Here is a 25,678-nt window from a genome sequence, read left to right as displayed (position 1 = left end):
GGCCGCAGGGCTTGAGAGCGGCAGCGCCTTACTCTTCGACGAAAGCCTCTTCGCGCTTGCGGCTGACTGCGGGCAGCAGCACGATCACCAGCAGCAGCACGGCGGCAGCCAGCAGGCCGGCGGAGATCGGACGCGTGACGAACACGCTCCAGTCGCCGCGCGAGAGCAGCAGCGCACGGCGCAGGTTCTCTTCCATCATCGGGCCCAGGATGAACCCGAGCAGCAGTGGCGCCGGTTCGGTGCCCAGCTTGTGGAAGGTGTAGCCCACCAGGCCGAACAGACCCACCAGCCATACGTCGAACGTATTGTTGTTGGTGGAATACACACCGACCGCGCAGAACAGCACGATGGACGGGAACAGCCAGCGGTAAGGCACCGTCAGCAGCTTGATCCACAGGCCGATCAGCGGCAGGTTCAGGATCACCAGCATCGCGTTGCCGATCCACATCGAGGCGATCAGGCCCCAGAACAGTTCGGGGTTGCTCGTCATCACCTGGGGACCAGGCTGGATGTTGTGGATGGTCATGGCACCGACCATCAGCGCCATCACGGCGTTGGGCGGAATGCCCAGCGTCAGCAGCGGGATGAAGGACGTTTGCGAGCCTGCGTTGTTGGCCGACTCTGGCGCCGTCACACCGCGGATGTTGCCTTGGCCGAAGGGCACTTCGCCGGGCTTCAGCTTGGTCTTCTTCTCGATCGTGTAGGCCGCGAAAGCGGACAGCAGCGCACCGCCACCGGGCAAGATGCCCAGGCAAGAACCCAGGGCCGTGCCGCGCAGCATTGCAGGGAACATGCGCTTGAAGTCTTCCTTCGTGGGCATCAGGCCCTGCACCTTGGCGGTGAACACCTCGCGGTCTTCTTCCGGCTTGGCCAGGTTGGCGATGATTTCGCCATAGCCGAACACCCCCATGGCGATCACGGTGAAGTTGATGCCGTCGGTCAGCTCAGGAATGTCGAAGCTGTAGCGGGCCACACCCGAGTTCACGTCGGTGCCGACCAGGCCCAGCAGCAGGCCCAGCACGATCATCGAGATGGCCTTGAGCAGCGAGCCCGAAGCCAGCACGACAGCGCCGATGAGGCCCAGCACCATCAGCGAGAAGTACTCGGCCGGACCGAACTTGAAGGCGACTTCGGTCAGTGGAGGCGCGAAGGCCGCAAGGATCAGCGTGCCCACGCAACCGGCAAAAAACGAGCCGATACCGGCGGCGGCCAGCGCCGGCCCAGCCCGGCCCTTGCGCGCCATCTGGTAGCCGTCGATCACGGTCACCACTGAGGACGATTCGCCCGGCAGGTTCACCAGAATGGCGGTGGTCGACCCACCGTATTGCGCTCCGTAGTAGATGCCGGCCAGCATGATCAGCGCCGACACAGGTGGCAGCGCGTACGTGGCGGGCAGCAGCATGGCGATGGTCGCCACCGGGCCGATGCCCGGCAGCACGCCGATCAGCGTGCCCAGCAGACAGCCGACAAAGCAGTAGATGAGGTTCTGAAACGTGAAGGCGACGCCGAAGCCGATCGCCAGGTTGTCAAACAATTCCATGGTTTTCTATGCTCCGCCTTAACCCACGATGAAACTGGGCCACACGGGGAACTGCAGCTTGAGCGCCCACACGAAAGCCACGTAACTGCCGACCGCCAGGAAAGTCGCCAGAACGAAGACCTCCAGCGGACGGAACTTGTCGCCGGCGAGACTGGCGATGAACGTCAGCGCGTAGATGGCGACGATCAGGCCCATGGCCGGCACACCCAGGGTAGGCAGTCCTGCCAGCAGTACTCCGAAGGCGAAGTTGGAAGCCAGCACGAAGAACAGCGGCTTCCAGGCCCACTTGCCCACCTTGTCGCCGTCGGCACTTTCCACCACGGTGGAATAGAACACGATGGCGCCCCCCAGGATCGACAGCAGGATGCCGAGGATCAGCGGAAAGTAGCCGGGGCCCATGCGAGCGCCCGTACCCACCGTGTAGTTGGTGGCGCCGATGGCGAAAGCGACCCCAATGCTCATGAACATGAGCCCTGCAAAAAAGTCTTTCTGACTCTTGATTTTCACGAAAAAGTCTCCTTACGCGAACTTGACGGGCGATTGTGCAGGCGCCCCTTCCCGCAAGCGTTGTGGATACCACCTACCGGACGCCTAGGGAAAACCGCAGGTTCCACCGAGCCCCGCACCCGGAACACGCAAACCGCACCAAACGCGTGCAGGAATACCGCCGATGGTGCGCACACCTCAATCGAGCGGAGGCGTGGAGGCAATGACCTCGTCGAGCGTGGTCAGGCCCTCGGCCACGCGCAGCGCCCCGGCCAGGCGCAGCGGGCGCATGCCGTCCTGCACGGCCTGGCGGCGCAGGTTGTCGATGGACGGCGTCTGGTTGATCCGCTCCTTCAGCGCTTCGCTAACAGTCAGCAGTTCATACAGTCCCATGCGGCCACGAAAGCCCGTCATGCGGCAGTCCACACAGCCCACCGGCTTGAAAGGCTGGTAATTGCCGTTGATCTTCCAGGGCTTGACGACCTCGGCCAGCGTCTCGGGGCGGGCTTCTGTGTTAGGAGCGCGGCACTGCTTGCACAGCGTGCGCACCAGCCGCTGCGCCAGCACCCCCAGCAGCGTGGCGTTGATGAGGTAGGGCGGCACGCCCAGCTCCATCAGCCGGGTGACGGCGCTGGGCGCGTCGTTGGTGTGCAGCGTGCTGAACACCAGGTGGCCGGTGAGTGCGGCCTGCACCGCCATGTCGGCGGTGGCCAGGTCGCGGATTTCGCCCACCATTAGCACGTCGGGGTCTTGCCGCATCAGCGCGCGCAGGCCCTCGGCGAAATTGAAGTCCAGCTGCGGCTGCACCTGCGTCTGGTTGAAGCTCGGCTCGATCATCTCGATCGGGTCTTCCACCGTGCTGACGTTCACGGCTTCGGTAGCCACGCGCTTGAGCGTTGAATACAGCGTCGTGGTCTTGCCCGAGCCGGTGGGCCCAGTCACCAGAATGATGCCGTGCGGGCGCTTGACCAGTTGCTCCCAGCGCTGCGCGTCGTGCTGCGAAAAGCCCAGAGCGTCCAGATCTTTCACGGCGTTGTCGGGGTCGAAGATGCGCATCACCATCTTCTCGCCGAAGGCCGTGGGCAAGGTTGAGAGGCGCATTTCAACCTCGTCGCCTCGGGGGTTTCGGGTCTTGATGCGGCCGTCCTGCGGGCGCCGGCGCTCCACCACGTCCATGCGGCCCAGCAGCTTCACGCGGGCCACCATCGCATTCAGCACGCCCATCGGCATCTGGTAGACCGGGTGCAGCATGCCGTCGATGCGAAAGCGGATCACGCCCTGCTCGCGGCGCGGCTCCAGGTGAATGTCGCTCGCTCGCTGGTCGAACGCGTACTGCCACAGCCAGTCGACCACCTTGACCACGCCCTGGTCGTTCGCGTCCAGCTGCTTGTTGCTCTTGTTGAGCTCCACCAGCTGCTCGAAGCTGCTGGAACTGGCGCTGCCGCCCGCCTTCTGCGCGGCGCGTACCGACTTGGCCAGTGCGTAGAACTCGGCCGTGTAGCGCTGAATGTCTTGCGGGTTGGCGACCACGCGGCGCACGGTGCGGCGCGCCTGGCGCTCCACCTCCGCCACCCAGTCGTCGATGAAGGGCTCGGCCGTGGCCACCACCACCTCCTGCGCGGTCACCTGCACCGGCAGCACCTTGTGGCGTTCGGCGTAGCTGGCGCTCATGGCGTCGGCCACGCGGCCCACGTCCACCTTCAGCGGGTCGATGCGCAGATAGGCCAGGCCGCTGCGGCCGGCAACGTACTGCGTCAGCAGCTCTGCATCCAGCGGCTTGCCGTCGGCCTGGCGCGTCATGGCCACGTTGGCCAGGCGCACCAGCGGGTGTTGCTGGCTTTCAGCCTGGGCGCAGCGGGCCACCGTGCGGTCCGCCTCCTCGGCGCTGATGACGCCGTCGGCCCGCAGCCACTGGACGATGCGGCGCCACTCCAGCGGCCCCGGCGGCTGGGCGGCCAGCGGCGCGGCAAGCGCCGGGCCGGCGGCCTGGAGGCCAGGTGGTGGGGTTGCGGTCATGCGTGGGGTTTCTTTCGGAACGTGGCGTTCTCAGCTCACCGGTTTGAACACGCGCATCCACTTGGTGGCGGGCAAGTCCCAACGGGCCTGCACAGCCTCTGCGCGGTCCAGCAGCTCCGCACGTTTGAGCGCTTTGGGCGTGCGCTGGGCCAGCACGATGGTGTTGCCTTCGCGCGTGGGCTTGAAGGCCCAGAGCGCGTCGGCACCGAAGGCCTGGGCCATCTTGTCCAGGCTGCGGTCGTAGCTGGAGGCACGGCCGAACAGGTTGACCGTCATGATGCCGTCGTCGGTCAGCAGCGCGCGGCAGTCGGCGTAGAAGTCGGCACTGTCGAGCACCGGCGCAGCGGCGTCGTGGTCGTACAAGTCCACCGCCAGCGCATCGACCGTGCCCAGCCATTCGGCTTGGCGAATCTCTCGGGCGGCGTCGGCCAGCACCACGCGCAGCTTGGGGCCGTCGGGCGGCAGCTTGAACCAGGTGCGGCAGACCGACACGACCTGCGGATTCAGCTCGATGGCAGTGCAGCACATGCGCAGCTTCTTGTGGCAGAACTTGGTGATGGCGCCCGCGCCCAGCCCCAGCTGCATGGCGTGGCGCTTGCCCACGCTGGCCGGCTCCATGAACAGCAGCCAGGCCATCATGCGCTGCACATATTCCAGTTCGATATCGAAAGGCTCGGCCACGCGCATGGAGCCCTGGATCCACGGCGTGCCCAGGTGCAGGTGGCGCACCTCGCCATCTTCGGAGACGCTCACTTCGGGCAACTCGACCGCTGCGGCGGGCTTCTTGCGGGGCGCCTTGGCCGTAGCCGGAGCGGTTGCGGTTGCGACTGCTTCGGCAGCCGTCTTCTTTGTCGTCGTCAAAATCGTCACACCGATCCAAAAGGGGCCAGGGCGTCGGCCCAGGCATTGCGTTTGCGCTCAAAGCTCCACGCCGCGTTGGCCGGGCTGGTGGAAGGCAGCCGCAGCGATGCGATGCCCGCGCTGCTGCCATCCGACTCTTCCAGGCCGAGGCTGGCGCGCACTGCCCAGGCGTGGCGAAAGCTTTCCCCGCCATTGTGGGCGATGGCGGCCAGCCCGGGCGCCACGGCGTGCAGGCCGGCAAAGTCATTCACCTGGGCGTTGCGGATGTCGGCGTCCAGGCTGCCTTCGCGTTCGCAGGCCGCATACACGTCCCACAGACCCAGCCCGCGCGCCAGCAGCCAGGCGCAGCGGCCCGCGTAGTCCTGCGGCCCGGGCTGCACGTGCTGCGGCCACAGCGCCTGCAGGATGCGCCAGAACTGGTTCTGCGGGTGGCCGTAGTACTGCCCGGCACGCAGCGACGCCGCGCCCGGAAAGCTGCCCAGAATGAGCACGCGCGTTGCGCCGGACACCACGGGCGGCAGGCCGACCAGCCGTGGTGGGGGCAGCGCTGACGGCGCGTTGACCGCCGGCGCTACAGAAGGAAGAACAGTCGTCATGCTATATAAATAATAGCTACTAGCGCTTGATGGGTAAGCGCTAGGGGCCAAAAACGCTCAAAACTTCAGCCCTGCGCCTCGGGCAGCAATGCCTGCAGCCGAGGCAAGGCCGCACAGGCGTTGGCGCGGCTGGCGCGGGCCAGCTCGTGCACGGGCATGTCGCGCAGCGCGGCGATCACCTCGGCAATGCGCGGCAACTCGCCCGGCGTGTTGCGCGCGGGGGGCATGCCGGCGGCGCGGTCGGCGGCGGTCACGTACAGCCAGTGCGGCGGAATGTCGGGCGCGTCGGTTTCCAGCACCAGCGATTCGAACGGCAGATCGGCCGCCAGGCGGCGCAGCTGCAGCGCCCGGTCGTACGTTACGGCGCCGCCGAAGCCCAGCTTGAAGCCCAGCCGGATGAACGCCTCGGCCTGCTGCAGGCTGCCGTTGAACGCATGGGCGATGCCGCCGGCCACGGGCACGTCGCGCAGGCCCTTGAGCACCTTGTCCACCGAGCGGCGCGTGTGCAGGATCACCGGCAGCCCCAGCTTGCGCGCCAGTTGCAGTTGCGTGCGAAAGAACCGTTCCTGCCGCGCCGCATCCAGCCCGGGCACGAAGAAATCCAGGCCGATCTCACCGATCGCCACCAGGCGCGGGTCATTGATGTGCGCCTGCACCGCGTCTTCCAGCACCTGCAGGTCGCCGTCCTCGGCCCGGCCGGTGAAGAGCGGGTGAATGCCCAGCGCGTAGCTGTCGCCATGCCGGTGGGCCAGCGTGCGCACCGCCTCCAGATTGGCGCGCTCCACCGCCGGCAGCACGCAGTGCGCCACGCCCGCGCGGGCGGCGTCGGCGCGCACGCCGTCCAGGTAGGCCAGGCCGGCGTGGGCCTCGAATTCGTCGAGGTGGCAATGGGTGTCGATCCAGACCGTCATGCGCCCGATGATGCCGCAGGAAGCGGCAGTGGCCGTAGGTGGATACCGTCTGTCACGCGCAGGCCGGCGCGTTCCGTGCTACTGTGAATGCAGCCCGCCCAGCCACCTTCCGCCACCCTTTTCACAAAAGGTGCCCGCATGCCCCGGCCCGCCCGCTACAGCCCGTCCCGCCGCAATGCCGCCGGCAGTGCCCTGCCGGGCGAGAGTGTGGCTGAGGCGTCGGCCGATGCATCGCCGACGAACGCATCGAACGCTGCTCCAGAGCCTTCTCCCGCCCCGCCGGTCGGCCGGCGCCGGCGCACCGAAATCGCACTCTGGTCCACCGTCTTCCTACTGTCCGCGCTGATGGCCGCTGCGCTGTGGGCCGGGCGCCAGCCCCCACCCCAGCGCCTGACGCAGGACGACATCGACGCCGCCGTGCTGCGCACGATGGAAACGCGCAGCCTGCCGTCAGCCGCCGCACGCGCCGCGGCGGCGGTGGCGCCTTCGGTGGTGCGCGTGGTGGGCTACGCCCGCAACAAGAAGGGCAAGGAGGTGGAGCGCGGCATCGGCACCGGCGTGGTGATCGTCGACAAGGGCGTGATCCTGACCAACCTGCACGTGGTGCAGGGCACGCACCGCGTGCAGGTGACCTTTGCCGACGGCACCGAAACGCCTGCGCGCATCACCGGCATGCAGCCGCAGAACGACCTGGCCGTGCTGCAGGCCAAGCAGGTGCCCGACGACCTGCAGTCCGCACCGCTGCGCTCCACGCAGAACCTGCGCCCGGGCGACCAGGTGGTGGCCATCGGCTTTCCGTTCGGCATTGGCCCGTCGGTGTCGGCGGGCGTCGTCTCGGGCCTGCAGCGCGAATTCGACTCACCCGAGAGCGGCCAGGAGATGCGCAACCTGATCCAGTTCGACGCGGCTGCCAACCCCGGCAATTCCGGTGGGCCGCTGGTCACCATGGACGGCGAGGTGGTGGGCATCGTCACCGCCATCCTCAACCCCACGTCGGCGCGCACCTTCATCGGCATCGGCTTTGCCGTGCCTATCGAGAACGCCGCGTCCGCCGTGGGCATGCCCCCCTTCTGATCGCCACGCCCACAGGAGCCTTCACATGACCCAGCCCCAAGCCGCCGACACCGCCACGCTAATGGAACAGATCCTCTACGAGGTCAAGCGCGTGGTGGTCGGGCAAGACCGGTTTCTGGAACGCGTGATGGTGGCCATGCTGGCCGGCGGCCACCTGCTGGTCGAAGGCGTGCCGGGCCTGGCCAAGACGCTGACGGTGAAGACGCTGGCGCGCGCCGTGCAGGGCGGTTTCAAGCGCATCCAGTTCACGCCCGACCTGGTGCCGGCCGATCTGATCGGCACGCGCATGTACCACCAGCGCACGGGCGAATTCGCCACCACGCTGGGCCCGGTCTTCACGCACCTGCTGCTGGCCGACGAGATCAACCGCGCACCGGCCAAGGTGCAGAGCGCGCTGCTGGAGGTGATGCAGGAGCGTCAAGTCACCATCGCGGGCGAAACGCATCTGCTGCCCGCCCCGTTCCTCGTCATGGCCACGCAGAACCCCATCGAGACCGAAGGTACCTACCAGCTGCCCGAAGCGCAGGTGGACCGTTTCATGATGAAGGTGCTGGTGGACTACCCCAGCGAGGAAGAGGAATTCGTCATCGCCCAGCGTGCGCTGCAGCCCGCCGTGGCCGTGGCGGCCGTCGCCAGCACCGAACAGCTGGCCGCGCTGCAGACCGAATGCCGGCGCGTCTATGTGGACCCCGCCCTGCTGCAATACGCAGTGCGCCTGGTGGCCGCCACGCGCGCTCCCGCCCAGCACGGCCTGCCTGAACTGGCCAGCCGCATCGCCGGCGGCGCCAGCCCGCGCGCCACCATTGCCCTGGCCGAAGGCGCGCAGGCACTCGCCCTGCTGCGCGGTCGCAGCTACGCCCTGCCCGAAGACATGGCCGACCTGGCGCCCGACGTGCTGCGCCACCGCATCGCGCTGTCGTACGAGGCCCTGTCGGACGGGCAGGACGCCGACGCGCTCATCGCCCGCATCATGGCCCGCGTGGCCGCACCGCCGCGCCCGCTGCACCATTCGGCCGACGAGGCCGCTGCGGCAGCCGCCACCCCCGAAGCCCGCCGTGCCTGACACCGCCGCCCCCTCGTCCACTGCGCCCGCCGCTGCCGAGCGCCTGCTGCAGCGCCTGGAATGGACGGTGCTGCGCCGCCTGGATGGGCTGCTGCAGGGCGACCACCGCACGCTGCTGCGCGGCACCGGCATCGACCTGGCCGACCTGCGCGAATACCAGTCGCATGACGACGTGCGCCACATCGACTGGAACGTCACCGCGCGGCTGGGCGAGCCGCACGTGCGCGTGTTCGCCGAAGACCGTGAGATGACCGCGTGGTTTGTGCTCGACCTGAGCCCCTCGGTGGACTTCGGCCCGCCCGGCCAGGCCAAGCGCGATGTGCTGGCGGGCTTCGTCGCCGTGCTGGCGCGGCTTTTGACGCGGCACGGCAACCGCGTAGGCGCGGTGATCCACCACGGCCGGGGCGCCGGAGCCGACCACGTGCTGCCCGCGCGCGCCAGCCGCCGGCATGTGCTGCATCTGCTGCACCAGTTGCTGGAGCCCGCGGGCGCGCCCGCCGCATCCGGCACTCCGCCACCCGGCGCGACCGAGCTGCATCGGCTGCTGCAGTCCGCCCACGGCGTGCTGCGCCGCCGCAGCACGGTGTTCGTCGTGTCTGATTTCTTGAGCGCACCGGGCTGGGAACGGCCGCTGGGCCAGCTGGCGCAGCGGCACGACGTGCTCGCCGTGCGCCTGCTCGACCCGCTGGAGCTGGAATTGCCCGACGTGGGCCTGCTGCTGCTGCGCGACCCCGAGACCGGCGAGCAGCTGCAGGTCGACACGCGCGACCGCGCCTTTCGCCACCGCTTCGCCCGCCTCGCGGCCCAGCGCGAGGCCGATCTGCGCGCCAGCTTGGCCAAAGCGGGCGCCGACACGCTGGAGCTTTCTACCGACGACGATCTGCTGGACGCGCTGGTGCGCTTCATGGAACTGCGCGGCCACCGCCCGCGCTCGCTGCGGCGCCGCCCCGGCACAGCCGCTGCCGCTGGCTGACCCCCACAACGACGGAGCACGACGCGATGGTGTTTCTCTGGCCCACTTTCCTCTGGCTGCTGCTGGCCTTGCCGCTGCTGGTGCTGCTCTACGTATGGGTGCTGCGCCGCCGCCGCGCCACCGCCATTCACTACCCCGGCCTGGGCCTGGTGCGCGCGGCGCTGGGCACCGGCAACCGCTGGCGGCGCCACGTGCCGCCCGTGCTCTTTCTGTTGGGGCTGGCCGCGCTGCTGGTGGCGGGTGCCCGGCCGCTGGCGGTCATCACGCTGCCCTCGCAGCAGCAGACGATCATGCTGGCCATCGACGTGTCGGGCAGCATGCGCGCCACCGACGTCAAGCCCGACCGCATGGTCGCCGCGCAGAACGCGGCCAAGGCTTTCATCGCCGACCTGCCGCGCCATGTGCGTGTGGGCATCGTCGCCTTCGCCGGCAGCGCCCAGCTGTCGCAGTTGCCTACGCAAAGCCATGAAGACCTGACCCGCGCCATCGACAGCTTTCAGCTGCAGCGCGGCACCGCCACGGGCAACGGCATCCTGCTGTCGCTGGCCACGCTGTTTCCTGATGCGGGCATCGACATCTCCGCACTCGGTGGCCGCCAGGCCATGCCCACGCGCCCGCCGCAGGCCATCGACGAGGCCGGCCGCCCGCCGCGCGGCGAGGCCAAACCGTTCACGCCGGTGGCGCCGGGCTCGTACAACTCGGCCGCCATCATCATGCTGACCGACGGCCAGCGCACCACGGGCGTGGACCCGATCGAGGCCGCCAAGTGGGCCGCCGACCGGGGCGTGCGCGTGTACACCGTGGGCGTGGGCACGGTGGAGGGCGAAACCATCGGTTTTGAAGGCTGGTCGATGCGCGTGCGGCTGGACGAAGACACGCTCAAAGCCATCGCGCTACGCACCAACGCCGAGTACTTTCACGCCGCCACTGCGGCCGACCTGAAGAAGGTCTATGAAACGCTCAGCTCGCGCCTGACGGTGGAGAAGAAAGAAACCGAGGTGTCGTCCTTGCTGGCGCTCGCCGGCGCTGCGCTGATGGTGCTTGCGGCGGGGCTGTCGCTGCTGTGGTTCGGACGGGTGCTCTAGAAAACCGCTGCATATATTTGAGGTCTTTTTGGCCTCCAGCGCTTATCCATAAAGCGGTAGCAGCTATCAATAACAGAGCATTCATAAAACTGCTGTTATTGATAACGAGTTGCATTTAGAATACGCGCTCACCCTCCGCCCGCGCCGCACTCAGCCGCCCCTGCTGCGCGCCATCACGGCCTCTGTGCTGCCGTGGCGGCCGGAGCAGACCTCTCCGGGGGTCGACCCTTTTCCCGTTGACGCTCTCCCCGTCCGCCATGACCGCTCATTCATCCAGCCCCTCCGCTGAGGGCACGCCCCGCTCGCGCCTTCGCCTGCCTCTGTCGTTGAGCGGCTCCGCCCGCCACCGCTGGGGCGTCGCATCGCGCGCGCTCGCGGCCATCGTGGGCGGCTATGTGCTGTCGGCCCTGTGCGCCACGGCCATGGCGCTGTGGCTGCCGCTGGCGCGGGCCGAGGCGGTGACGACCGGGGCGCTGGCCTCGTTCGCGGTGTATGCCGGCGCGGTGGTGTGGGTGTTTGCCGCCCGCAGCGCAGGGCGCGCCTGGGTCGGCCTGGCGCTGCCGTCGGCGGTGCTGGGCGCAGCGCTGTGGCTGGTGCTGCGCGGCGCGGCGCCCGCCGTGGGGGCGGCATCATGAAGGACGGTTTCCGCCAATCGATGGCGTGGCTGCACACCTGGTCGGGCCTGCTGGTGGGCTGGGTGCTGTTCATGGTGTTCGCCAGCGGCACATCGGCCTATTTCCGCGACGAGATCAGCCACTGGATGAAGCCCGAGCTGCACGGCACGCCGGCCGCATCGCAGACCAACCGGGCGCAGGCGGCCGGCCAGGCCGTGCGCTTTCTGGAGCGCGAAGCACCCACCAGCCCGCGCTGGAACATCGGCCTGCCGAGCGAGCGCGAACCCGACGTGCGCGTGACCTGGACGCGGCCCCAGCCCGCTGCCGGCGGCGCCCGCCAACGCCCGCTCGCCGTGCAGCTGGACCCAGCCACCGGCGAGCGGCTGGCGGCGCCCCGCGCCACCCGTGGCGGCGACTTCTTCTACCGCCTGCATTTCGACCTGCACTACATGCCCGCCATCTGGGCGCGCTGGATCATCGGCTTTTGCGCCATGTTCATGCTGGTGGCGATCATCAGCGGCATCGTCACGCACCGGCGCATCTTCAGCGACTTCTTCACCTTCCGGCCCAAGAAGGGCCAGCGCTCGTGGCTGGACGCGCACAACGCCACCGCCGTGCTGGCGCTGCCCTTTCACCTGATGATCACCTACACGGGCCTGGTCACGCTGATGTTCATGTACATGCCCTGGGGCGCGCAGGCGGTCTACCAAGGCGACCAGAAAACCTTCTTCGCCGAGGCCTTCCCCAATGCGGGCGGCAGCGCGCCGCAAAAGGCCGCCGGCCAGCCCGCAGCGCTGACGCCGCTGGGCCCGCTGGTCGAGCAGGCGCAAGCCCGCTGGCAAGGCGCGGCCGCCTCGCGCGTGGTGGTCACCTTCCCGGGCGATGCCAACGCCGCCATCACCGTCTACCGCGACGGCAAGGCGGGCCTGTCGTCCAACCAGGCGTCGATGGTGTTCAGCGGCACCACCGGCCGTGTGCTGGAAACGCGCGGCGAAGACGTGCCTGCCGCGTCGCAGACGCGCGGCGTCTTCGTCGGCCTGCACATTGCCAATTTCGCCGGGCCAGTGCTGCGCTGGCTTTTCTTCCTCTCGGGCCTGGCCGGCTGCGTGATGGTGGCCACCGGCCTGCTGCTGTGGTCCGTGAAGGAACGGCAAAAGCATGCCAAGGCGATCGCCAAGGGCGGGCGCATCGGCTTCGGCCTGCGGCTGGTGGACGGGCTCAACGTGGGCGCCATCGCCGGTCTGCCGCTGGCCATGGCGTCGTTCTTCTGGGCCAACCGGCTGATTCCCGTGAATGCCGCCGACCGGCCCGCCGCCGAGATCGCCGCCTTCTTCACCGTCTGGGGCGTGGCCGCCGTGGCCGGCATCGCCTGGCCTGCGCGCCGCATGTGGCAGACGCAACTGGCGCTGGGCGGCTTGCTCTTCGCGCTGGTGCCGGTGCTCAATCCGCTGACCGGTGGCGCAGGCTTCTTCACCGCGGCCGCCAGCGGCCACTGGAACCTGGCCGGCTTTGACGCTACGTGCCTGCTGCTGGGCGCCGCCTTGATCACCAGTGCCTGGTGGGTCGGCCGCCGCAAGCCATCGGCCCGCACCGGCGCCGCCAGCCGCGCCCCACGGGCCACCCCGGCACACACACCGGGTGCCAATGCACCGCAGCCGCAGGGCGAGCCGGGCCTGTCGCCTGCGCGCAATGCCCTCGGCTCGGCAGAGGCCACGCCGTCATGACTGGGCAGTACTTGGCACTGGCCCTGTCGTCCTGCCTGGCCGCCTTCGCCGCCTTGGGGCTGGCCATGGACCGCCACTACGAAGACAGCTACGGCCGCGGTAAGGAACCCAGCCCCGGCCTGCGCCGCGCGCTGCGGCTGGCCGGCACGGCAGGGCTGCTGCTGTCGCTGTGGGCCTGCCTGAAGGCGGCCGGCACATCGCAGGGCTGGGTTTTCTGGTTCGGGGTGATGACGCTGTCGGCACTGGCCGTGGTGCTGGTGCTGAGCTATGCACCGCGCCGGGCCATAGGGGTGATGAAGGCGGGGGCATGGCTGGCCGTGCTGTTTTCTGGCATGGCCGTGTTCAGGCAGTGAGCGGAGCCTGCCAGCTTCCGCGATGCTGGGGCTGCAGCGAGATGAAAAGATAGCCTGATGGCCCCGCGCGGAAGGCAGTGCGTCCTACAAAATCCACGGTGGCGTTGACTCAGCATGGCCGGTCTACCGCAAGGACTGGAATGGCTTACGACAATTTGAACCCCGAGGTGGACTGGCGACAAATTCATGTGGCCGAAGAGCACGAGATCGCCTACTGGACTCAGACGTTCGACTGCACCGAAGGCCAGTTGCGCGACAGCGTGAACACGGTCGGCACGTCGGCGGAAAAAGTGCGCCGCCACCTGCGCGGCGGCGCCGTGCGACGGCTGGAGCGCTGTGCGGATCTGCTGGCCATTGCAAGCATGCTGCCGCCCGTGCCGGACGCCACAGCCTATCCGGTCCGGCGTCATGAGGGTTGATCGATCCACGTGCGCCCGCCGCTGCTGGCCCCGATGACCGAGCGCAGGCCCTCCTTCAACACGGGTCTGCATACCCACGAAAATGCGCGGGATTTGCTACTTTTTTTATAGCTTCCAGCGCTTATCCAACAAGCGCTGGAGCCCTATTTAACTCAAGACCCCAGAATTCATCCGCACCACGCGATCGCAGCGCCCGGCCAGTTGCTCGTCGTGCGTGACCATCACGAACGCCGTGCCCTGATCCCTAGCCAGACGCAGCATCAGCTGAAACACGCCGTCGGCGGTACTGCGGTCCAGGTTGCCGGTGGGTTCGTCCGCCAGCACGCAGGCCGGGCGGGTGACCAGGGCGCGGGCGATGGCCACGCGCTGGCGCTCGCCGCCCGACAGTTCCGCTGGCCGGTGCAGGGCGCGCTCGCCCAGGCCCACGGCGGTCAGCGTCTGCAGCGCCTGATCCAGGCAGTCGGCATACGGCATGCGGCGAATGCGCAGCGGCATGGCGACGTTGTCCTGCGCACTGAATTCGGGCAGCAGGTGGTGAAACTGGTAGATGAAGCCCAGGTGCTGGTTGCGCAGCTGGCCCTGGCGCTGGGCCGACAGCGTGTTCAGCGCCTGGCCCTTGAGCTGCACGGTGCCGGCGGTGGGCGCATCGAGCCCGCCCAGCAGGTGTAGCAGCGTGCTCTTGCCCGAGCCCGAGGCGCCGACGATGGCCAGCGTTTCGCCGGCGCGCACATCCAAATCCACGCCCTTGAGCACGGTGACATCCAGCCGCCCTTCGGTAAAGCGCTTGGTCAGGCCGCGAGCCTGCAGCACGACTTCGGCATGGGAGGAATAGCCTCCAGAGCCGCCGCCGGCCGAAGGAGTCGTCATTGCATCACTCATAGCGCAGGGCCTCCGCCGGGTTCACACGGCTGGCGCGCCAGCTGGGGTACAGGGTGGCGATGAACGCCAGAATGAGCGAGATGACGCCGATGGGCACGATGTCGCTGGACTGCGGCTCGCTCGGCATCTTGCTGATGAGGTAGATGTCCTTGGGCAGGAAGTTGGCGTGCAGCGCGCTTTCGATGGCCGGCACGATCACATCGATGTTGAAAGCGATTCCCAGACCCAGCAGCAGGCCGGACAGCGTGCCGATCACGCCGACCATCGCCCCCTGCACCACGAAGATGCCCATGATGCTGCCGGGGCTCGCGCCCAGCGTGCGCAGGATGGCGATGTCGGCGCGCTTGTCGGTCACCGTCATCACCAGGGTGGAAACAAGATTGAACGCGGCTACTGCCACGATCAGCGTGAGGATGATGAACATCATCCGTTTTTCAAGCTGCACGGCGGCGAACCAGGTGCGGTTCTGCTGCGTCCAGTCGCGGATCAGCAGGTCGCCCGACAGCGAATGCGCCAGCTGCTGGGCTACGTCGGGCGCGGCATGCAGGTCTTTGAGCTTCAGGCGGATGCCAGTGGGGCCTTCCAGCCGAAAGATGCGCTCGGCGTCTTCGTGGTGCAGCAGCACGAGGGCAGAGTCGTATTCGTAGTGGCCGGAATTGAAGGTGCCCGCCACCGTCATCTGCTTTAGCCGCGGAACCACGCCGGCCGGCGTGACCTGGCCGCCCGGGGCGATCAGCGTGACCGCATCGCCCACCCGCACGCCTAGGGCGCGCGCCAGTTCCGAGCCCAGCACCACGCGGAATTCGCCAGCCACCAGGGCCTTGATGGCTTCTGCATTGCTGGCGGCCAGCTCGGTCACCTCGCCCTCCCGTGCCGGGTCGATGCCGCGCACCAGCGTGCCCTTCATGTCTTCACCGCGCGCCAGCAGCGCCTGCGAGGCCACGAACGGCGCGGCGCCCACCACGTTGGGATTGGCGCGCGCCTCGGCCAGCGTGCGGGGCATGTCGGGCATGGCGGCGCCCTGCGGCGCGAAGATCTCGATGTGCGAGACCACGCTCAGCATGCGGTCGCGCACTTCTTTCTGAAAGCCGTTCATCACGCTCAGCACGATGATGAGGGCTGCCACGCCGAGCGCGATGCCCAGCATGGACACGCCGGAGATGAACGAGATGAAGCCGTTGCGCCGCGTAGCGCGGCCCGCCCGGGTGTAGCGCCAGCCCAGGGCCAGTTCGTAAGGGATTTGCATGAATGTGAAGAGGCCTGGCGCCGCGCAGGAATTGGCGGCAGCCGGGCGGCGCCGATTGTGGCATCCCCGAGAATGCGCGGATGTCGGACGCCAACCATTTGCTGATTCCCTTCGCTTGCAGTACCGCCGAGGGGTGCCGCCACGCGCTGCAGGGCCTTGCCCTGCCCCACCTCGACCGGCTGCTGGGCCGGCTGTCCACACCACCGGCCGTCGATGCGGGTGAAGAAACCGACTTCACCCCGCCGCATGAACGCGCGCTGGCCCGCCATATGGGCCTGCCCGCCGCGGCCAACGGCACGACGCCCTGGGCCGCCTGGCACCAGCGCCAGGGCGGCGATGCCACGGGCGCCGGTGCGGTGGCTGCCGCTTTCATCAGCCCCTGCCAGTGGCAGGTGACGGTCGACCGCGTCACCCTGGCCGACCCCGCCATGCTGGCGCTGGACGAGGCCGCATCGCGCCAGCTGCTGGACATCCTCGCGCCCTGGTTCGCCGAAGACGGCATCACGCTGACGTACGACCAGCCCACGCGCTGGCTGGCCAGCGGCGCGGTGTTCGAGGGCCTGGCCACCGCGTCGCTCGACCGCGTGGTGCAGCGCGACGTGCGCGCCTGGATGCCCGACACCACCCGGGCCCGGGTGCTGCACCGCCTGCACAGCGAAATGCAGATGCTGCTGTACACGCACCCCTTCAACGACGAGCGCGCCGCGCACGGCCTGCCGCCGGTCAATTCGTTCTGGGTGCATGGCGCCGGCCGGCTGGAGTCGCCCCCCACCCCGGTGCCCCCGCCGGAAATGCCGCTCGCCCTGCGCGACGCCGCGCTGCGCGAAGACTGGCGCGCCTGGGCTGCGGCCTGGGCGCAGATCGACGCCGGCCCGGTGGCCCGCCTGGCCGACCACGTGGCGGCCAGCGGCATCGCCCGGCTGACGCTGTGCGGCGAGCGCAGCGCCCTGGCCTGGCACACCGCGCCGCGTGGGGTGTGGAAGAAGATTCGAAGCCTTTTCAAGCCCCAGCGCTTTCAGGACGTGCGCGAGCAGCTATGAAAATAATAGCAAGAGACATTCCGCCCCGCGCTGCCTGGGCGCTGGAGCAGGCCGGCGTGCACCCGCTGCTGGCACGCCTGTACGCCGCGCGTGGCATCTGCGTGCATGACGACCTGAACGACGCCCTGGCGCGCCTGCTGCCGCCTGAAACGCTGCTGGGTGCACGCGAGGCCGCCGTGCTGCTGGCCGACTCCATCGCCGCCGACCGCCGCATCGTCGTGGTGGCCGACTACGACTGCGACGGCGCCACCGCCTGCGCCGTGGCCGTGCGCGGCCTGCGGCTGCTGGGCGCGCGCCAGGTCGATTACCTGGTGCCAGACCGCGTGGCCGACGGCTACGGCCTGACGCCGTCCATCGCGCGGCGCGTGCACGAACGCGGCGCCGACCTGCTCGTCACCGTGGACAACGGCATCGCCAGCGTGGACGGCGTGGCCGAAGCGCGCGCGCTGGGCCTGTCGGTTCTCATCACCGACCACCACCTGCCCGGCCCCGCCTTGCCGGTGGCCGAGGCCATGGTCAACCCCAACCAGCCCGGCTGCGCGTTCGAGAGCAAATCCATCGCCGGCGTGGGCGTGATGTTCTACGTGCTGATGGCGCTGCGCACCGAGCTGCGCCAGCGCGGCGTGTTCGATGCGGCCACCCAACCCGACCTGCGGCCGCTGCTGCCGCTGGTGGCGCTGGGCACGGTGGCCGACGTGGTGAGGCTGGACAGCAACAACCGCCGCCTGGTCGCGCAGGGTCTCAAGCGCATTCGCGCCGGCCAAATGCAGGCCGGCATCGCCGCGCTGTTCACCGCCGCCGGGCGCAAATCCGACGTGGCCACCACCTTCGACTTCGGCTTTGCGCTGGGCCCGCGCATCAACGCCGCCGGCCGGCTGGCCGACATGACGCTGGGCATCGAATGCCTGCTGACCGACGACCCCGGCCGCGCTGGCGAACTGGCGCGCCTGCTGGACACCATCAACCGCGAGCGCCGCGAAATCGAAGGCGGCATGCGCGAACAAGCCCTGCTGATGGCCGAGAGCCTGTTCGACGAAGGCGCCGAGCCGCCGCCCGCCATCAGCGTGTTCGACCCCGACTTTCATGAAGGCGTGGTCGGCATCGTCGCCTCGCGCATCAAGGACAAGCTGCACCGCCCCACCTTCGTGTTCGCCGCCAGCAGCGCGCCGGGCAAGTCGCATGAAATCAAGGGCTCGGGCCGGTCGATTCCCGGCTTTCACCTACGCGACGCGCTGGACCTGGTCGCCAAGCGGCACCCCGGCGTGCTGCTGAAGTTCGGCGGCCACGCCATGGCGGCCGGCTGCACCGTGGCGCGGGAAGCGTTCGAGATCTTCGAGCGCGCCTTTGCCCAGGTGGCGCAGGAATGGCTGGACGCCGCCACGTTGACCCGCCGCCTGGACACCGACGGCCCGCTGGCGCCCGAATATTGCCGCGCCGACATCGTGGACACGCTGCACCGCGAGGTCTGGGGCCAGGGCTTTGCGCCGCCCACCTTCAGCGAAGAGCTGGAGGTGGTTAGCCAGCGGCTGGTGGGCGAAGGCAAGAACCACCTGTCGCTCAAGCTGCTGCACCAGGGCAGCCCCGTGGACGGCATCTGGTTCGGCCACACCGACCAGCTGCCGCCCCGCGTGCTGCTGGCATTCCGGCTGGATGTGAACGAGTGGAAGGGCGAGCGGCGAGTGCAGTTTCTGGTGGAGGGGGCGCAGCTTTAACCAGCTAAAAATCACGTGGCAAGCTCACCACAGTGCGGAATATCACAGTTAGTTTCAAGAAAGAAATAATGGTTACGATTCCAGCCCTGCGCCTTTCTTCGGGGCGCGGTCATCCATTTCTCTCTTGGAATTTCTATGAACCAACGCACATGGTTGCCTGCTGTGCTGGCATTGGCAGCCTTGACCGGCTGCACGACCGTTGAGCAGTCCCGGGCGCTCGACACGCCCAAGCCAGCCGCTGCCACCCGCGCCTACCAAGGCCCTCGCGATCCCATCACCGTGGGCAAGTTCGACAACCGTTCCAGCTATTTGCGCGGAATCTTTTCGGACTCGACAGACCGGCTCGGGGGCCAGGCCCGCACCATCCTGATCACGCATCTGCAGCAAAGCGGCCGATTCAACGTCCTCGACCGCGACAACATGACCGAAACGCGGCAGGAAGCCGCTCTCAAGAACCAGGCGCAGGTTTTGAAAGGTGCCGACTTCGTGGTGACTGGCGACGTCAGCGAGTTCGGCCGCAAGGAAGTCGGTGACCGGCAGTTCTTCGGCGTGCTGGGCCGGGGCAAGGAACAGATCGCCTATGGAAAGGTCAGCCTGAACATCGTGAAGGTCCAGACTTCCGAGGTCGTCTACTCCGTTCAGGGCGCAGGGGAATACAGCCTGTCCAGCCGGGAAGTCGTGGGTTTCGGCAGCACGGCCAGCTATGACTCCACGCTCAACGGCAAGGTGCTCGACCTGGCGATCCGCGAGGCCGTTGACAAGCTGGTGGCCGGCATCGACTCCGGCGCCTGGAAGGCTTCGCAATGACCAGAGCGACCGTTCGAGGCAAGGCCGCCCTGGCCGCCGCCACGCTGGCTTTGCTGGCTGGGTGCGTCACGCCCCAAAAGCAGCTGTACTCCTGGGAAGGCTATCAGCCGCAGGTCTATGCCTACCTCAAAGACAACGGCGTTGCCGGTCCGGAAGAGCAGATCGTCGCACTGGAGGCCGCCGCCGAGAAGGCGCGAGCCAACGGCACTGCATTGCCGCCGGGCTACCACGCCCACTTGGCGATGCTCTATTCCAAAACGGGACAAATCGACAAGACCGCTCTGCACTTCGCAGCGGAGAAAGAGCAGTTTCCCGAGTCGTCCACCTTCATGGATTTTCTGATGAAGACCTCTGCCACCAAGGGAGGCAACTGAGATGCGCTCCACTATGAAACGGCTTGCCTGGATCGCCGCCGCATTGGTGATGACGGGTTGCGCCACGACCCAGCCATACGACTACACCGCGCTGCGCCAGAACAAACCCCGGTCCATCCTGGTGATGCCCCCACTCAACCAGACGCCTGAAGTGCAGGCGCCGGCGGGTGTGCTGTCGCAGATTGCGCTGCCGTTGGCGGAAGGCGGCTATTACGTGCTGCCAGTGGCTGTCACGGAAGAAACCTTCCGGCAAAACGGCATGACCACCGCTGTCGATGCGCAGGCGGTTCCCATCGCGAAGCTGCGCGAAATCTTCGGTGCCGACTCGGCGCTTTACCTGGACGTGCAGCAATACGGCTCGGTCTACACCGTGGTCAACAGCGCTGCGGTGGTGACGCTGAATGCCAAGCTCATCGACTTGCGCAGTGGAGACACTTTGTGGACGGGCCAAGCGTCGGCATCCAGCGCAGAAGGGCAGAACAGCGGCCAGGGACTGGCAGGCATCCTGATCACCGCGCTCATCAATCAGATCATCAATACGACGATGGATCGCAGCCTCCAGGTGGCCGGCGTCGCAAGCCAACGGCTGCTGACGCCCGGGATGCGGAACGGCCTGCTGCATGGCCCACGCTCACCCAAGTACGGCACTGACTGAAGCGCAGACGCCATCTCCATCCACTGCTCAGGCGGAATGGCGGGCGGTGCTGGATGTGCCCCCTGATCACTCCAGCGTTGCCGGTCCCGGCACGCTGGCGGTTTGGGGCATGAATGTGAGCGCCAAAGCGCTCTCTCTTTGGTCCATCAACCTGAAGTAAAAAGACCTCCAACGCAATAACCCCAATCAAAATTTGCTGTTAATTTAATAGCAAATCTCTTTTCAACGGGACGCGTGGACATATCCCGTCGCTGATCAGAATGTCTCCCAATCGTCCTCCGAGCCGGCCGCGGGCTTGGACGCTGACGGGCGCGGCGCAGCGGCCCCACTGGCAATGCGCGGGGTGCCCGCTGGAGCGGACGCGCTGGAAGAAGTTGGCTTGGGCCTGACAGGTTTTTTGTCGGCCGTTGCAGCCAAAGCGGCCTTTACGCCGGAAGATCCCAGCGCAGCGGGAGCGACTGCAACGGACTTGACCGCGGCTGGAACCTTGACGGCACGGCTCAGCGCCGCAGCAGGCGCTGGCCTTGGCGCCGCAGTCCGCACCGGTGCCGCGATAGGCGCGCGCGCTACCGCCACCGCACCCACGTTGAACACCGACACCACCTGCGACAGCCGCTGGGCCTGATCGCGCATGGCCGTGGCCGCCGCGCTGGACTGCTCCACCAATGCGGCGTTCTGCTGGGTCATCTGGTCCAGCTGGGTGACGGCCTGGTTGACCTGCGAGATGCCATCGCGCTGTTCGGTGGACGACGCGGTGATCTCGCCGATCAGGTCGGACACGCGCTGCACGCTGCCGACGATCTCTTCCATGGTCTGGCCGGCCTGCGCCACCTGCTGCGAGCCCGACTCCACGTTCTTGACCGAGGTATCGATCAGCAGCTTGATCTCTTTGGCGGCTTCGGCCGAACGCTGCGCGAGGCTGCGCACTTCGGACGCCACCACCGCGAACCCCCGGCCTTGCTCGCCTGCGCGGGCCGCCTCCACGGCAGCGTTCAGCGCAAGGATGTTGGTCTGGAAGGCGATGCCGTCGATCACGCCGATGATGTCGCCGATCTTGCGCGAGCTGTCGGTGATCTGCTGCATGCTGGTGACCACCTGGCCGACCACTGCGCCGCCGCGCCCGGCCGCCTGCGCCGCGGTCGAAGCCAACTGGTTGGCCTGCCGCGCCGTGTCAGCCGACTGGGTGACGGTGGCGGTGAGCTCTTCCATGCTGGCAGCGGTCTGCTCCAAGTTGGCGGCGGCCTGCTCGGTGCGCGCCGACAGATCCTGGTTGCCCGTGGCGATTTCGTGCGAGGCGGTGGACACGGATTCCACGCCCGAGCGCACTTCGGCCACCACGCCGCGCAGCCGCACGGCCATGGCCGAGAGCGAGCGCAACAGGTGGCCCAGCTCGTCCTTGCGCTCGTCGTGCACTTCCACGGTCAGATCGCCCTGAGCAATGGCGTCTGCCACGCCCACGGCGCGCATCAGCGGCTGGGTGATGGAGCGCACCGCAAAGTGCGCCAACAACACGCCCAGCAATGCCACCAGCGCAGCGATGCCGCCACCGACCCAATGCGCCTGCGTGCGCTGGCGCCGCCCTTCGGCCTTGACGGCCTCGCGTTGCGCCTCTTGCTGCTCGATGAAAACTTCCTGCGCGCGGATGTACCGGGCTACCGCAGGCAGGACCGTTTCATCCACCAATTTACGGTTGGCCTCGACATTGGCTCGACCCTCCTGTGCCTGCGCGGTGACTTTCAGCACCACGCCCCGCTCGGCCGCGATGCGTTCGAGCTGGGCCTTGTCTTCAGGCGTGACAGCCTGGGCCACGATGGTCTTCTGGATCTCGGTGATGGCCGCGATGTCGGTCTTCACCAGCGCGCCCATGCGGGCACTCATGGCCTCATCGGTCGCCGTCGCGCCGACGACCACGCGCTCCACCGCCAATTGGGTCATGCCCTTCCAGCGCAAAGCCAGGCTGATGCGGTTCTCGTTCGCCTGCACGACGGCGGAGGTTGCCGCATCCACCCGGGCCGTGTAGCTGACAAGTGCCATAAGCAAGATCAGCATGCTGGCGACAAGACCAAGAATGATGAGCCACAGTTTGCGGCCGACGGAGAGGTTCTGGAATTGCATGGGACTGGAGAGGGGAAGAAAGCACGAGACAAAAGAAGGGTTCGGATACACCAGCCACGGACGGGCATTGACGCCAGCAAGCGATGTGCACTTTCTTACATTTTCCGCATTCACCCCGGTTGTCACACACGGGTTTTCCGCATTTGTGGCTTATTGCCACAGTGGACAGTGCGTAAAACCTGGGCGACCTAGAATGAAAGCGTGTCCATCCTTCTCAACGCCGACCTTCATTGCCACTCCGTCGTGTCCGACGGCACGCTCACGCCCGAGGCCCTGGCCGCCCGTGCGCGCGCCAACGGCGTGCAGCTGTGGTCGCTCACCGACCATGACGAGATCAGCGGCCAGCACCGCGCAGCCGCCGCGGCCCACGCCGAAGGCATGGCTTACCTGACGGGCACTGAAATCTCCGTCACCTTTGCCGGCACCACCGTGCACATCGTTGGCCTGGGGTTCGACCCCGACAACGAGCAACTGGCGCAGGGCCTCGCGGCCACGCGGGGCGGACGCGGCGAGCGTGCACAAGAGATGTCGCGCCAACTGGCCCAGGCCGGCATTCACAACGCCTATGAAGGCTCGCTGAAATACGTGGGCAACCCCGAACTGATCTCGCGCACGCACTTCGCCCGCTTTCTGGTGGAAACCGGGGTCTGCCGCGATACGCCCGAGGTCTTCCGCAAGTTCCTCACCGAAGGCAAGCCCGGTTTTGTGCCGCACCGCTGGGCGGCGCTGGGTGACGCGGTGCGCTGGGTGACCGAGGCCGGCGGCATGGCGGTGATTGCGCACCCGGCGCGCTACAAGTTCACGGCAAACGAGGAATACGCGCTGTTTTCCGAATTCAAGCAACACGGCGGCCGCGGCGTGGAAGTGGTGACCGGCAGCCATTCGCCGGCCGAATACCTCACCTACGCGGCCATGGCGCAAGAGTTCGGCTTGGCCGCCTCGCGCGGCAGCGACTTTCACAGCCCCGAAGAATCCCATACCGACCTGGGTGCGCTGCCCCACCTGCCCGGCCAGTTGACGCCCGTGTGGGACTTGCTGGCGGATCGTATCCGGCCGGCACCGTAACCAATGCGTTCAACGCTCCGACCATGGCCCAGTATTTCGAAGTTCACCCCGACAACCCGCAGCCCCGCCTGATCAAGCAGGCGGCTGCGCTGCTGCAAAAAGGCGGCATCGTCGCCGTGCCTACCGACTCCAGCTACGCCCTGGTCTGCCACCTGGACGACAAGGACGCCGTGGTGCGCCTGCGCCGCATTCGCGAGGTGGACGACAAGCACCATCTGACGCTGCTGTGCCGCGACCTGTCGGAACTGGCCAACTACGCACGCGTCGACAACCGGCAATACCGCCTGCTCAAGCTGGGCACGCCGGGGCCGTACACCTTCATTCTGGAAGCGACCAAGGAAGTGCCGCGCCGCGTCAGTCACCCGTCGCGCAAGACCATCGGCCTGCGCGTGCCCGACCGCAAGGGCCTGCAGTTGCTGCTGGAAATGCACGGCGCGCCGCTGCTGGCCACCACGTTGATCCCCGCGGGCGAAACCGAGCCGCTGAACGACCCGCAGGAGATTCGGGCGCGTTATGAAAAGCTGGTGGACGGCATCGTCGATGCCGGCGCCTGCCCGCTGGAGCCCACGACGGTGCTCGACCTGACGCCCATGGGCGACGGCGGCGAGGCAGAGGTGGTGCGCGAAGGCCGGGGCAGCCTGTCCGCGCTGGGGCTTTGAGTTGCTAAGACCTTATTAAAAGCCCGCTGCATACGCACGCGGAGCTTGTGACTCGCCTCCGTCGACCCATCCATTAATCAATCGAGCTTGAAGGCGCCCACGGCGCGCTGCAGGTCGTTGGCTCGGCCGCTCAGCGCTTCGGCGGCGCGCGCCGCCTGATGCACCAGCGCAGCGTTTTCCTGCGTAGCGCCATCCATCTGGGCGACGGACTGGTTCACGTGAGCAATGCCGTCGCTTTGCTCGTGCAGCGCATGTGAGATCTCGCCCAGCAGTGTGCTCACCTGGCCGACGGACTGCACGATGTCCTGCATGGTGCGGCCGGCCGCATCCACCAGTTGCGTGCCGCTTTGCACCTGCTCGACCGAGGTGTCGATCAGGCCCTTGATCTCGCGTGCGGCCACTGCGCTGCGCTGTGCCAGGCTGCGCACTTCCGTCGCCACCACCGCGAATCCCCGGCCCTGCTCGCCCGCTCGCGCCGCCTCCACCGCCGCGTTCAAAGCCAGGATGTTGGTCTGAAAGGCGATGCCTTCGATCACCTGGATGATGTCCACGATCTTGCGCGAGCTGCCGCTGATGGCCTGCATGGTCTGAACCACCTGCCCCACGGCCTGCCCGCCACGCGCGGCGGTGGACGATGCCGTCACAGCCAGGCCGCTGGCCGAACGCGCCCGGTCGGCGTTCTGGCGTACGGTGGTGGTGAGCTGGTCCATGCTGGCGGCGGTGTCGGCCAGCGAATTCACCTGCTCGCCCGTGCGACGGGCCAGGTCGCCATTGCCGGCGTCGATCTCGCCCGCGCTGGTGCCGATGGCGTCGGTGGACTGCTTGATGCCGGCCACCAGCTCGGTCAACGTGTCTTCCATGGTGCCCAGCGCGCCCAGCAACCGGCCGAAGTCGCCACACAACTCGGAGCTGAATTCCTGGCTCAGGTCGCCTGCCGCCACGGTTTCGGCGATCAGAATCGCCTGCTCCAAGGGCGCCACGATGTCCCGGCGCAGCAGCACGAAGGCAGCGCCGGCGGCCACGAACACGGCACAGCTGAGCCCCAGCAGCCAGGCGCGCATGCCCGACAGCTCGCCCTGCGCGGCCACCACGGCGCGTTCAATGGGTGCGCGCTGGGCGGCATCGGTAAGGGCCGTGGCTGCCTGCAGCGCCGCCTCGTGCGCCTGCTGAGCGCGGCCGATGTCGCTCAGACCCACGCCCATCAGTGCGGCCACCAGCAGCGCCAGCGCGCCGAATGCAAGCACCAGGCGCGTGCTGATTTTCAGACCATCCCAAGCCATAGAAGCAGACCCTGTCGGTGAATGTGGTGGTGGGTTTGTGCAGCCGCCGCAGCAGGCCGCAGCGCTGTTGCATTTCGCAACATATCGGCATCGTAAGCCGGTTTGCTGCACTGCGATCCGAGGGGTTCCCC

General features: G+C 67.7%; 25 protein-coding genes. 15 read left to right on the top strand and 10 right to left on the bottom strand.

Annotated elements, in window-relative coordinates; translation table 11 throughout:
- Positions 1-28 precede the first annotated feature (28 nt).
- The 6 genes from RQI28_RS17890 to RQI28_RS17865 all read right to left on the bottom strand — a co-directional run bounded on the left by RQI28_RS17890 (position 29) and on the right by RQI28_RS17865 (position 6,410).
- Positions 29-1,540 (bottom strand): tripartite tricarboxylate transporter permease, encoded by a 1,512-nt coding sequence (locus RQI28_RS17890; RefSeq protein ID WP_311223797.1) that lies wholly within the window; start codon positions 1,538-1,540, stop codon positions 29-31.
- 18 nt (positions 1,541-1,558) lie between these two features.
- Positions 1,559-2,047 (bottom strand): tripartite tricarboxylate transporter TctB family protein, encoded by a 489-nt coding sequence (locus RQI28_RS17885; protein WP_311223798.1) that lies wholly within the window; start codon positions 2,045-2,047, stop codon positions 1,559-1,561.
- A gap of 177 nt (positions 2,048-2,224) precedes the next feature.
- Complete coding sequence (locus tag RQI28_RS17880; RefSeq protein WP_311223799.1) at positions 2,225-4,042, bottom strand: ATPase, T2SS/T4P/T4SS family; 1,818 nt, start codon at positions 4,040-4,042, stop codon at positions 2,225-2,227.
- A gap of 30 nt (positions 4,043-4,072) precedes the next feature.
- Complete coding sequence (locus RQI28_RS17875) at positions 4,073-4,804, bottom strand: spermidine synthase (RefSeq protein ID WP_311223833.1); 732 nt, start codon at positions 4,802-4,804, stop codon at positions 4,073-4,075.
- Between the two features lie 104 nt (positions 4,805-4,908).
- Positions 4,909-5,499 carry a DNA-deoxyinosine glycosylase gene (locus RQI28_RS17870; RefSeq protein ID WP_311223800.1) on the bottom strand — a complete coding sequence of 197 codons (591 nt, stop codon included), beginning with the start codon at positions 5,497-5,499 and terminating at the stop codon, positions 4,909-4,911.
- A gap of 65 nt (positions 5,500-5,564) precedes the next feature.
- Positions 5,565-6,410, bottom strand: coding sequence for a TatD family hydrolase (locus RQI28_RS17865; protein WP_311223801.1), 846 nt, complete (start codon positions 6,408-6,410; stop codon positions 5,565-5,567).
- 138 nt (positions 6,411-6,548) lie between these two features.
- Here RQI28_RS17865 and RQI28_RS17860 point away from each other — a divergent pair, with 138 nt between their 5' ends.
- The 8 genes from RQI28_RS17860 to RQI28_RS17825 all read left to right on the top strand — a co-directional run bounded on the left by RQI28_RS17860 (position 6,549) and on the right by RQI28_RS17825 (position 13,715).
- On the top strand, positions 6,549-7,484 hold the full coding sequence (locus RQI28_RS17860; RefSeq protein WP_311223802.1) for a trypsin-like peptidase domain-containing protein: 936 nt from the start codon (positions 6,549-6,551) through the stop codon (positions 7,482-7,484).
- A gap of 25 nt (positions 7,485-7,509) precedes the next feature.
- Complete coding sequence (locus RQI28_RS17855; RefSeq protein WP_311223803.1) at positions 7,510-8,547, top strand: MoxR family ATPase; 1,038 nt, start codon at positions 7,510-7,512, stop codon at positions 8,545-8,547.
- Positions 8,540-9,520 carry a DUF58 domain-containing protein gene (locus tag RQI28_RS17850; RefSeq protein WP_311223804.1) on the top strand — a complete coding sequence of 327 codons (981 nt, stop codon included), beginning with the start codon at positions 8,540-8,542 and terminating at the stop codon, positions 9,518-9,520. Before RQI28_RS17855 ends, RQI28_RS17850 begins: the two co-directional genes overlap by 8 nt.
- 26 nt (positions 9,521-9,546) lie before the next feature.
- Complete coding sequence (locus RQI28_RS17845; RefSeq protein WP_311223805.1) at positions 9,547-10,605, top strand: VWA domain-containing protein; 1,059 nt, start codon at positions 9,547-9,549, stop codon at positions 10,603-10,605.
- A 257-nt stretch (positions 10,606-10,862) separates the two neighbouring features.
- Complete coding sequence (locus tag RQI28_RS17840; protein WP_311223806.1) at positions 10,863-11,240, top strand: DUF3649 domain-containing protein; 378 nt, start codon at positions 10,863-10,865, stop codon at positions 11,238-11,240.
- Complete coding sequence (locus RQI28_RS17835; protein WP_311223807.1) at positions 11,237-12,943, top strand: PepSY-associated TM helix domain-containing protein; 1,707 nt, start codon at positions 11,237-11,239, stop codon at positions 12,941-12,943. The genes RQI28_RS17840 and RQI28_RS17835 overlap by 4 nt, the downstream gene beginning before the upstream one ends.
- Complete coding sequence (locus tag RQI28_RS17830; RefSeq protein WP_311223808.1) at positions 12,940-13,296, top strand: DUF3325 domain-containing protein; 357 nt, start codon at positions 12,940-12,942, stop codon at positions 13,294-13,296. The genes RQI28_RS17835 and RQI28_RS17830 overlap by 4 nt, the downstream gene beginning before the upstream one ends.
- Before the next feature lie 140 nt (positions 13,297-13,436).
- Entirely contained in the window at positions 13,437-13,715 is a 279-nt protein-coding gene (locus tag RQI28_RS17825) for a DUF3606 domain-containing protein (RefSeq protein WP_311223809.1), read from the top strand.
- A gap of 147 nt (positions 13,716-13,862) precedes the next feature.
- Here RQI28_RS17825 and lolD read toward each other — a convergent pair whose 3' ends face one another.
- Together lolD and RQI28_RS17815 are read right to left on the bottom strand one after the other, a co-directional pair.
- Entirely contained in the window at positions 13,863-14,582 is a 720-nt protein-coding gene (gene lolD, locus RQI28_RS17820) for a lipoprotein-releasing ABC transporter ATP-binding protein LolD (RefSeq protein WP_311223810.1), read from the bottom strand.
- A 4-nt stretch (positions 14,583-14,586) separates the two neighbouring features.
- Entirely contained in the window at positions 14,587-15,840 is a 1,254-nt protein-coding gene (locus RQI28_RS17815) for a lipoprotein-releasing ABC transporter permease subunit (protein WP_311223811.1), read from the bottom strand.
- Between the two features lie 80 nt (positions 15,841-15,920).
- Between RQI28_RS17815 and RQI28_RS17810 the strand changes: the two genes are divergently transcribed.
- The 5 genes from RQI28_RS17810 (at position 15,921) to RQI28_RS17790 (ending at position 20,428) form a co-directional block, all read left to right on the top strand.
- Positions 15,921-16,880 carry a phosphoglycerate mutase gene (locus RQI28_RS17810; RefSeq protein ID WP_311223812.1) on the top strand — a complete coding sequence of 320 codons (960 nt, stop codon included), beginning with the start codon at positions 15,921-15,923 and terminating at the stop codon, positions 16,878-16,880.
- The gene (recJ, locus tag RQI28_RS17805; RefSeq protein WP_311223813.1) at positions 16,877-18,592 is read left to right on the top strand and encodes a single-stranded-DNA-specific exonuclease RecJ; all 1,716 of its coding nucleotides are present in this window, start codon (positions 16,877-16,879) and stop codon (positions 18,590-18,592) included. The genes RQI28_RS17810 and recJ overlap by 4 nt, the downstream gene beginning before the upstream one ends.
- A 135-nt stretch (positions 18,593-18,727) precedes the next feature.
- Positions 18,728-19,399: a CsgG/HfaB family protein gene (locus tag RQI28_RS17800; protein ID WP_311223814.1), complete on the top strand. Its 672-nt coding sequence runs from the start codon at positions 18,728-18,730 to the stop codon at positions 19,397-19,399.
- Positions 19,396-19,773: a DUF4810 domain-containing protein gene (locus RQI28_RS17795; protein WP_311223815.1), complete on the top strand. Its 378-nt coding sequence runs from the start codon at positions 19,396-19,398 to the stop codon at positions 19,771-19,773. Before RQI28_RS17800 ends, RQI28_RS17795 begins: the two co-directional genes overlap by 4 nt.
- 13 nt (positions 19,774-19,786) lie before the next feature.
- On the top strand, positions 19,787-20,428 hold the full coding sequence (locus tag RQI28_RS17790) for a DUF799 domain-containing protein (protein ID WP_404976933.1): 642 nt from the start codon (positions 19,787-19,789) through the stop codon (positions 20,426-20,428).
- A gap of 255 nt (positions 20,429-20,683) precedes the next feature.
- On the opposite strand, the gene RQI28_RS17785 is transcribed toward RQI28_RS17790, so the two are convergent.
- Complete coding sequence (locus tag RQI28_RS17785; RefSeq protein WP_311223817.1) at positions 20,684-22,543, bottom strand: methyl-accepting chemotaxis protein; 1,860 nt, start codon at positions 22,541-22,543, stop codon at positions 20,684-20,686.
- 201 nt (positions 22,544-22,744) lie between these two features.
- Between RQI28_RS17785 and RQI28_RS17780 the strand changes: the two genes are divergently transcribed.
- Together RQI28_RS17780 and RQI28_RS17775 are read left to right on the top strand one after the other, a co-directional pair.
- A complete protein-coding gene (locus RQI28_RS17780) occupies positions 22,745-23,608 on the top strand; it encodes a 3',5'-nucleoside bisphosphate phosphatase (RefSeq protein ID WP_311223818.1) in 864 nt (287 codons plus the stop codon).
- A 23-nt stretch (positions 23,609-23,631) separates the two neighbouring features.
- Entirely contained in the window at positions 23,632-24,267 is a 636-nt protein-coding gene (locus RQI28_RS17775) for an L-threonylcarbamoyladenylate synthase (RefSeq protein ID WP_311223819.1), read from the top strand.
- Positions 24,268-24,344: 77 nt separating this feature from the next.
- On the opposite strand, the gene RQI28_RS17770 is transcribed toward RQI28_RS17775, so the two are convergent.
- The gene (locus RQI28_RS17770) at positions 24,345-25,547 is read right to left on the bottom strand and encodes a methyl-accepting chemotaxis protein (protein ID WP_311223820.1); all 1,203 of its coding nucleotides are present in this window, start codon (positions 25,545-25,547) and stop codon (positions 24,345-24,347) included.
- Positions 25,548-25,678 lie beyond the last annotated feature (131 nt).

It is taken from the genome of Acidovorax sp. WCS2018Noco2-16, from assembly GCF_031843945.1.
Taxonomy (GTDB): Bacteria; Pseudomonadota; Gammaproteobacteria; order Burkholderiales; family Burkholderiaceae_C; genus Paracidovorax.
This window is presented reverse-complemented; position numbering and strand designations above follow the sequence as displayed.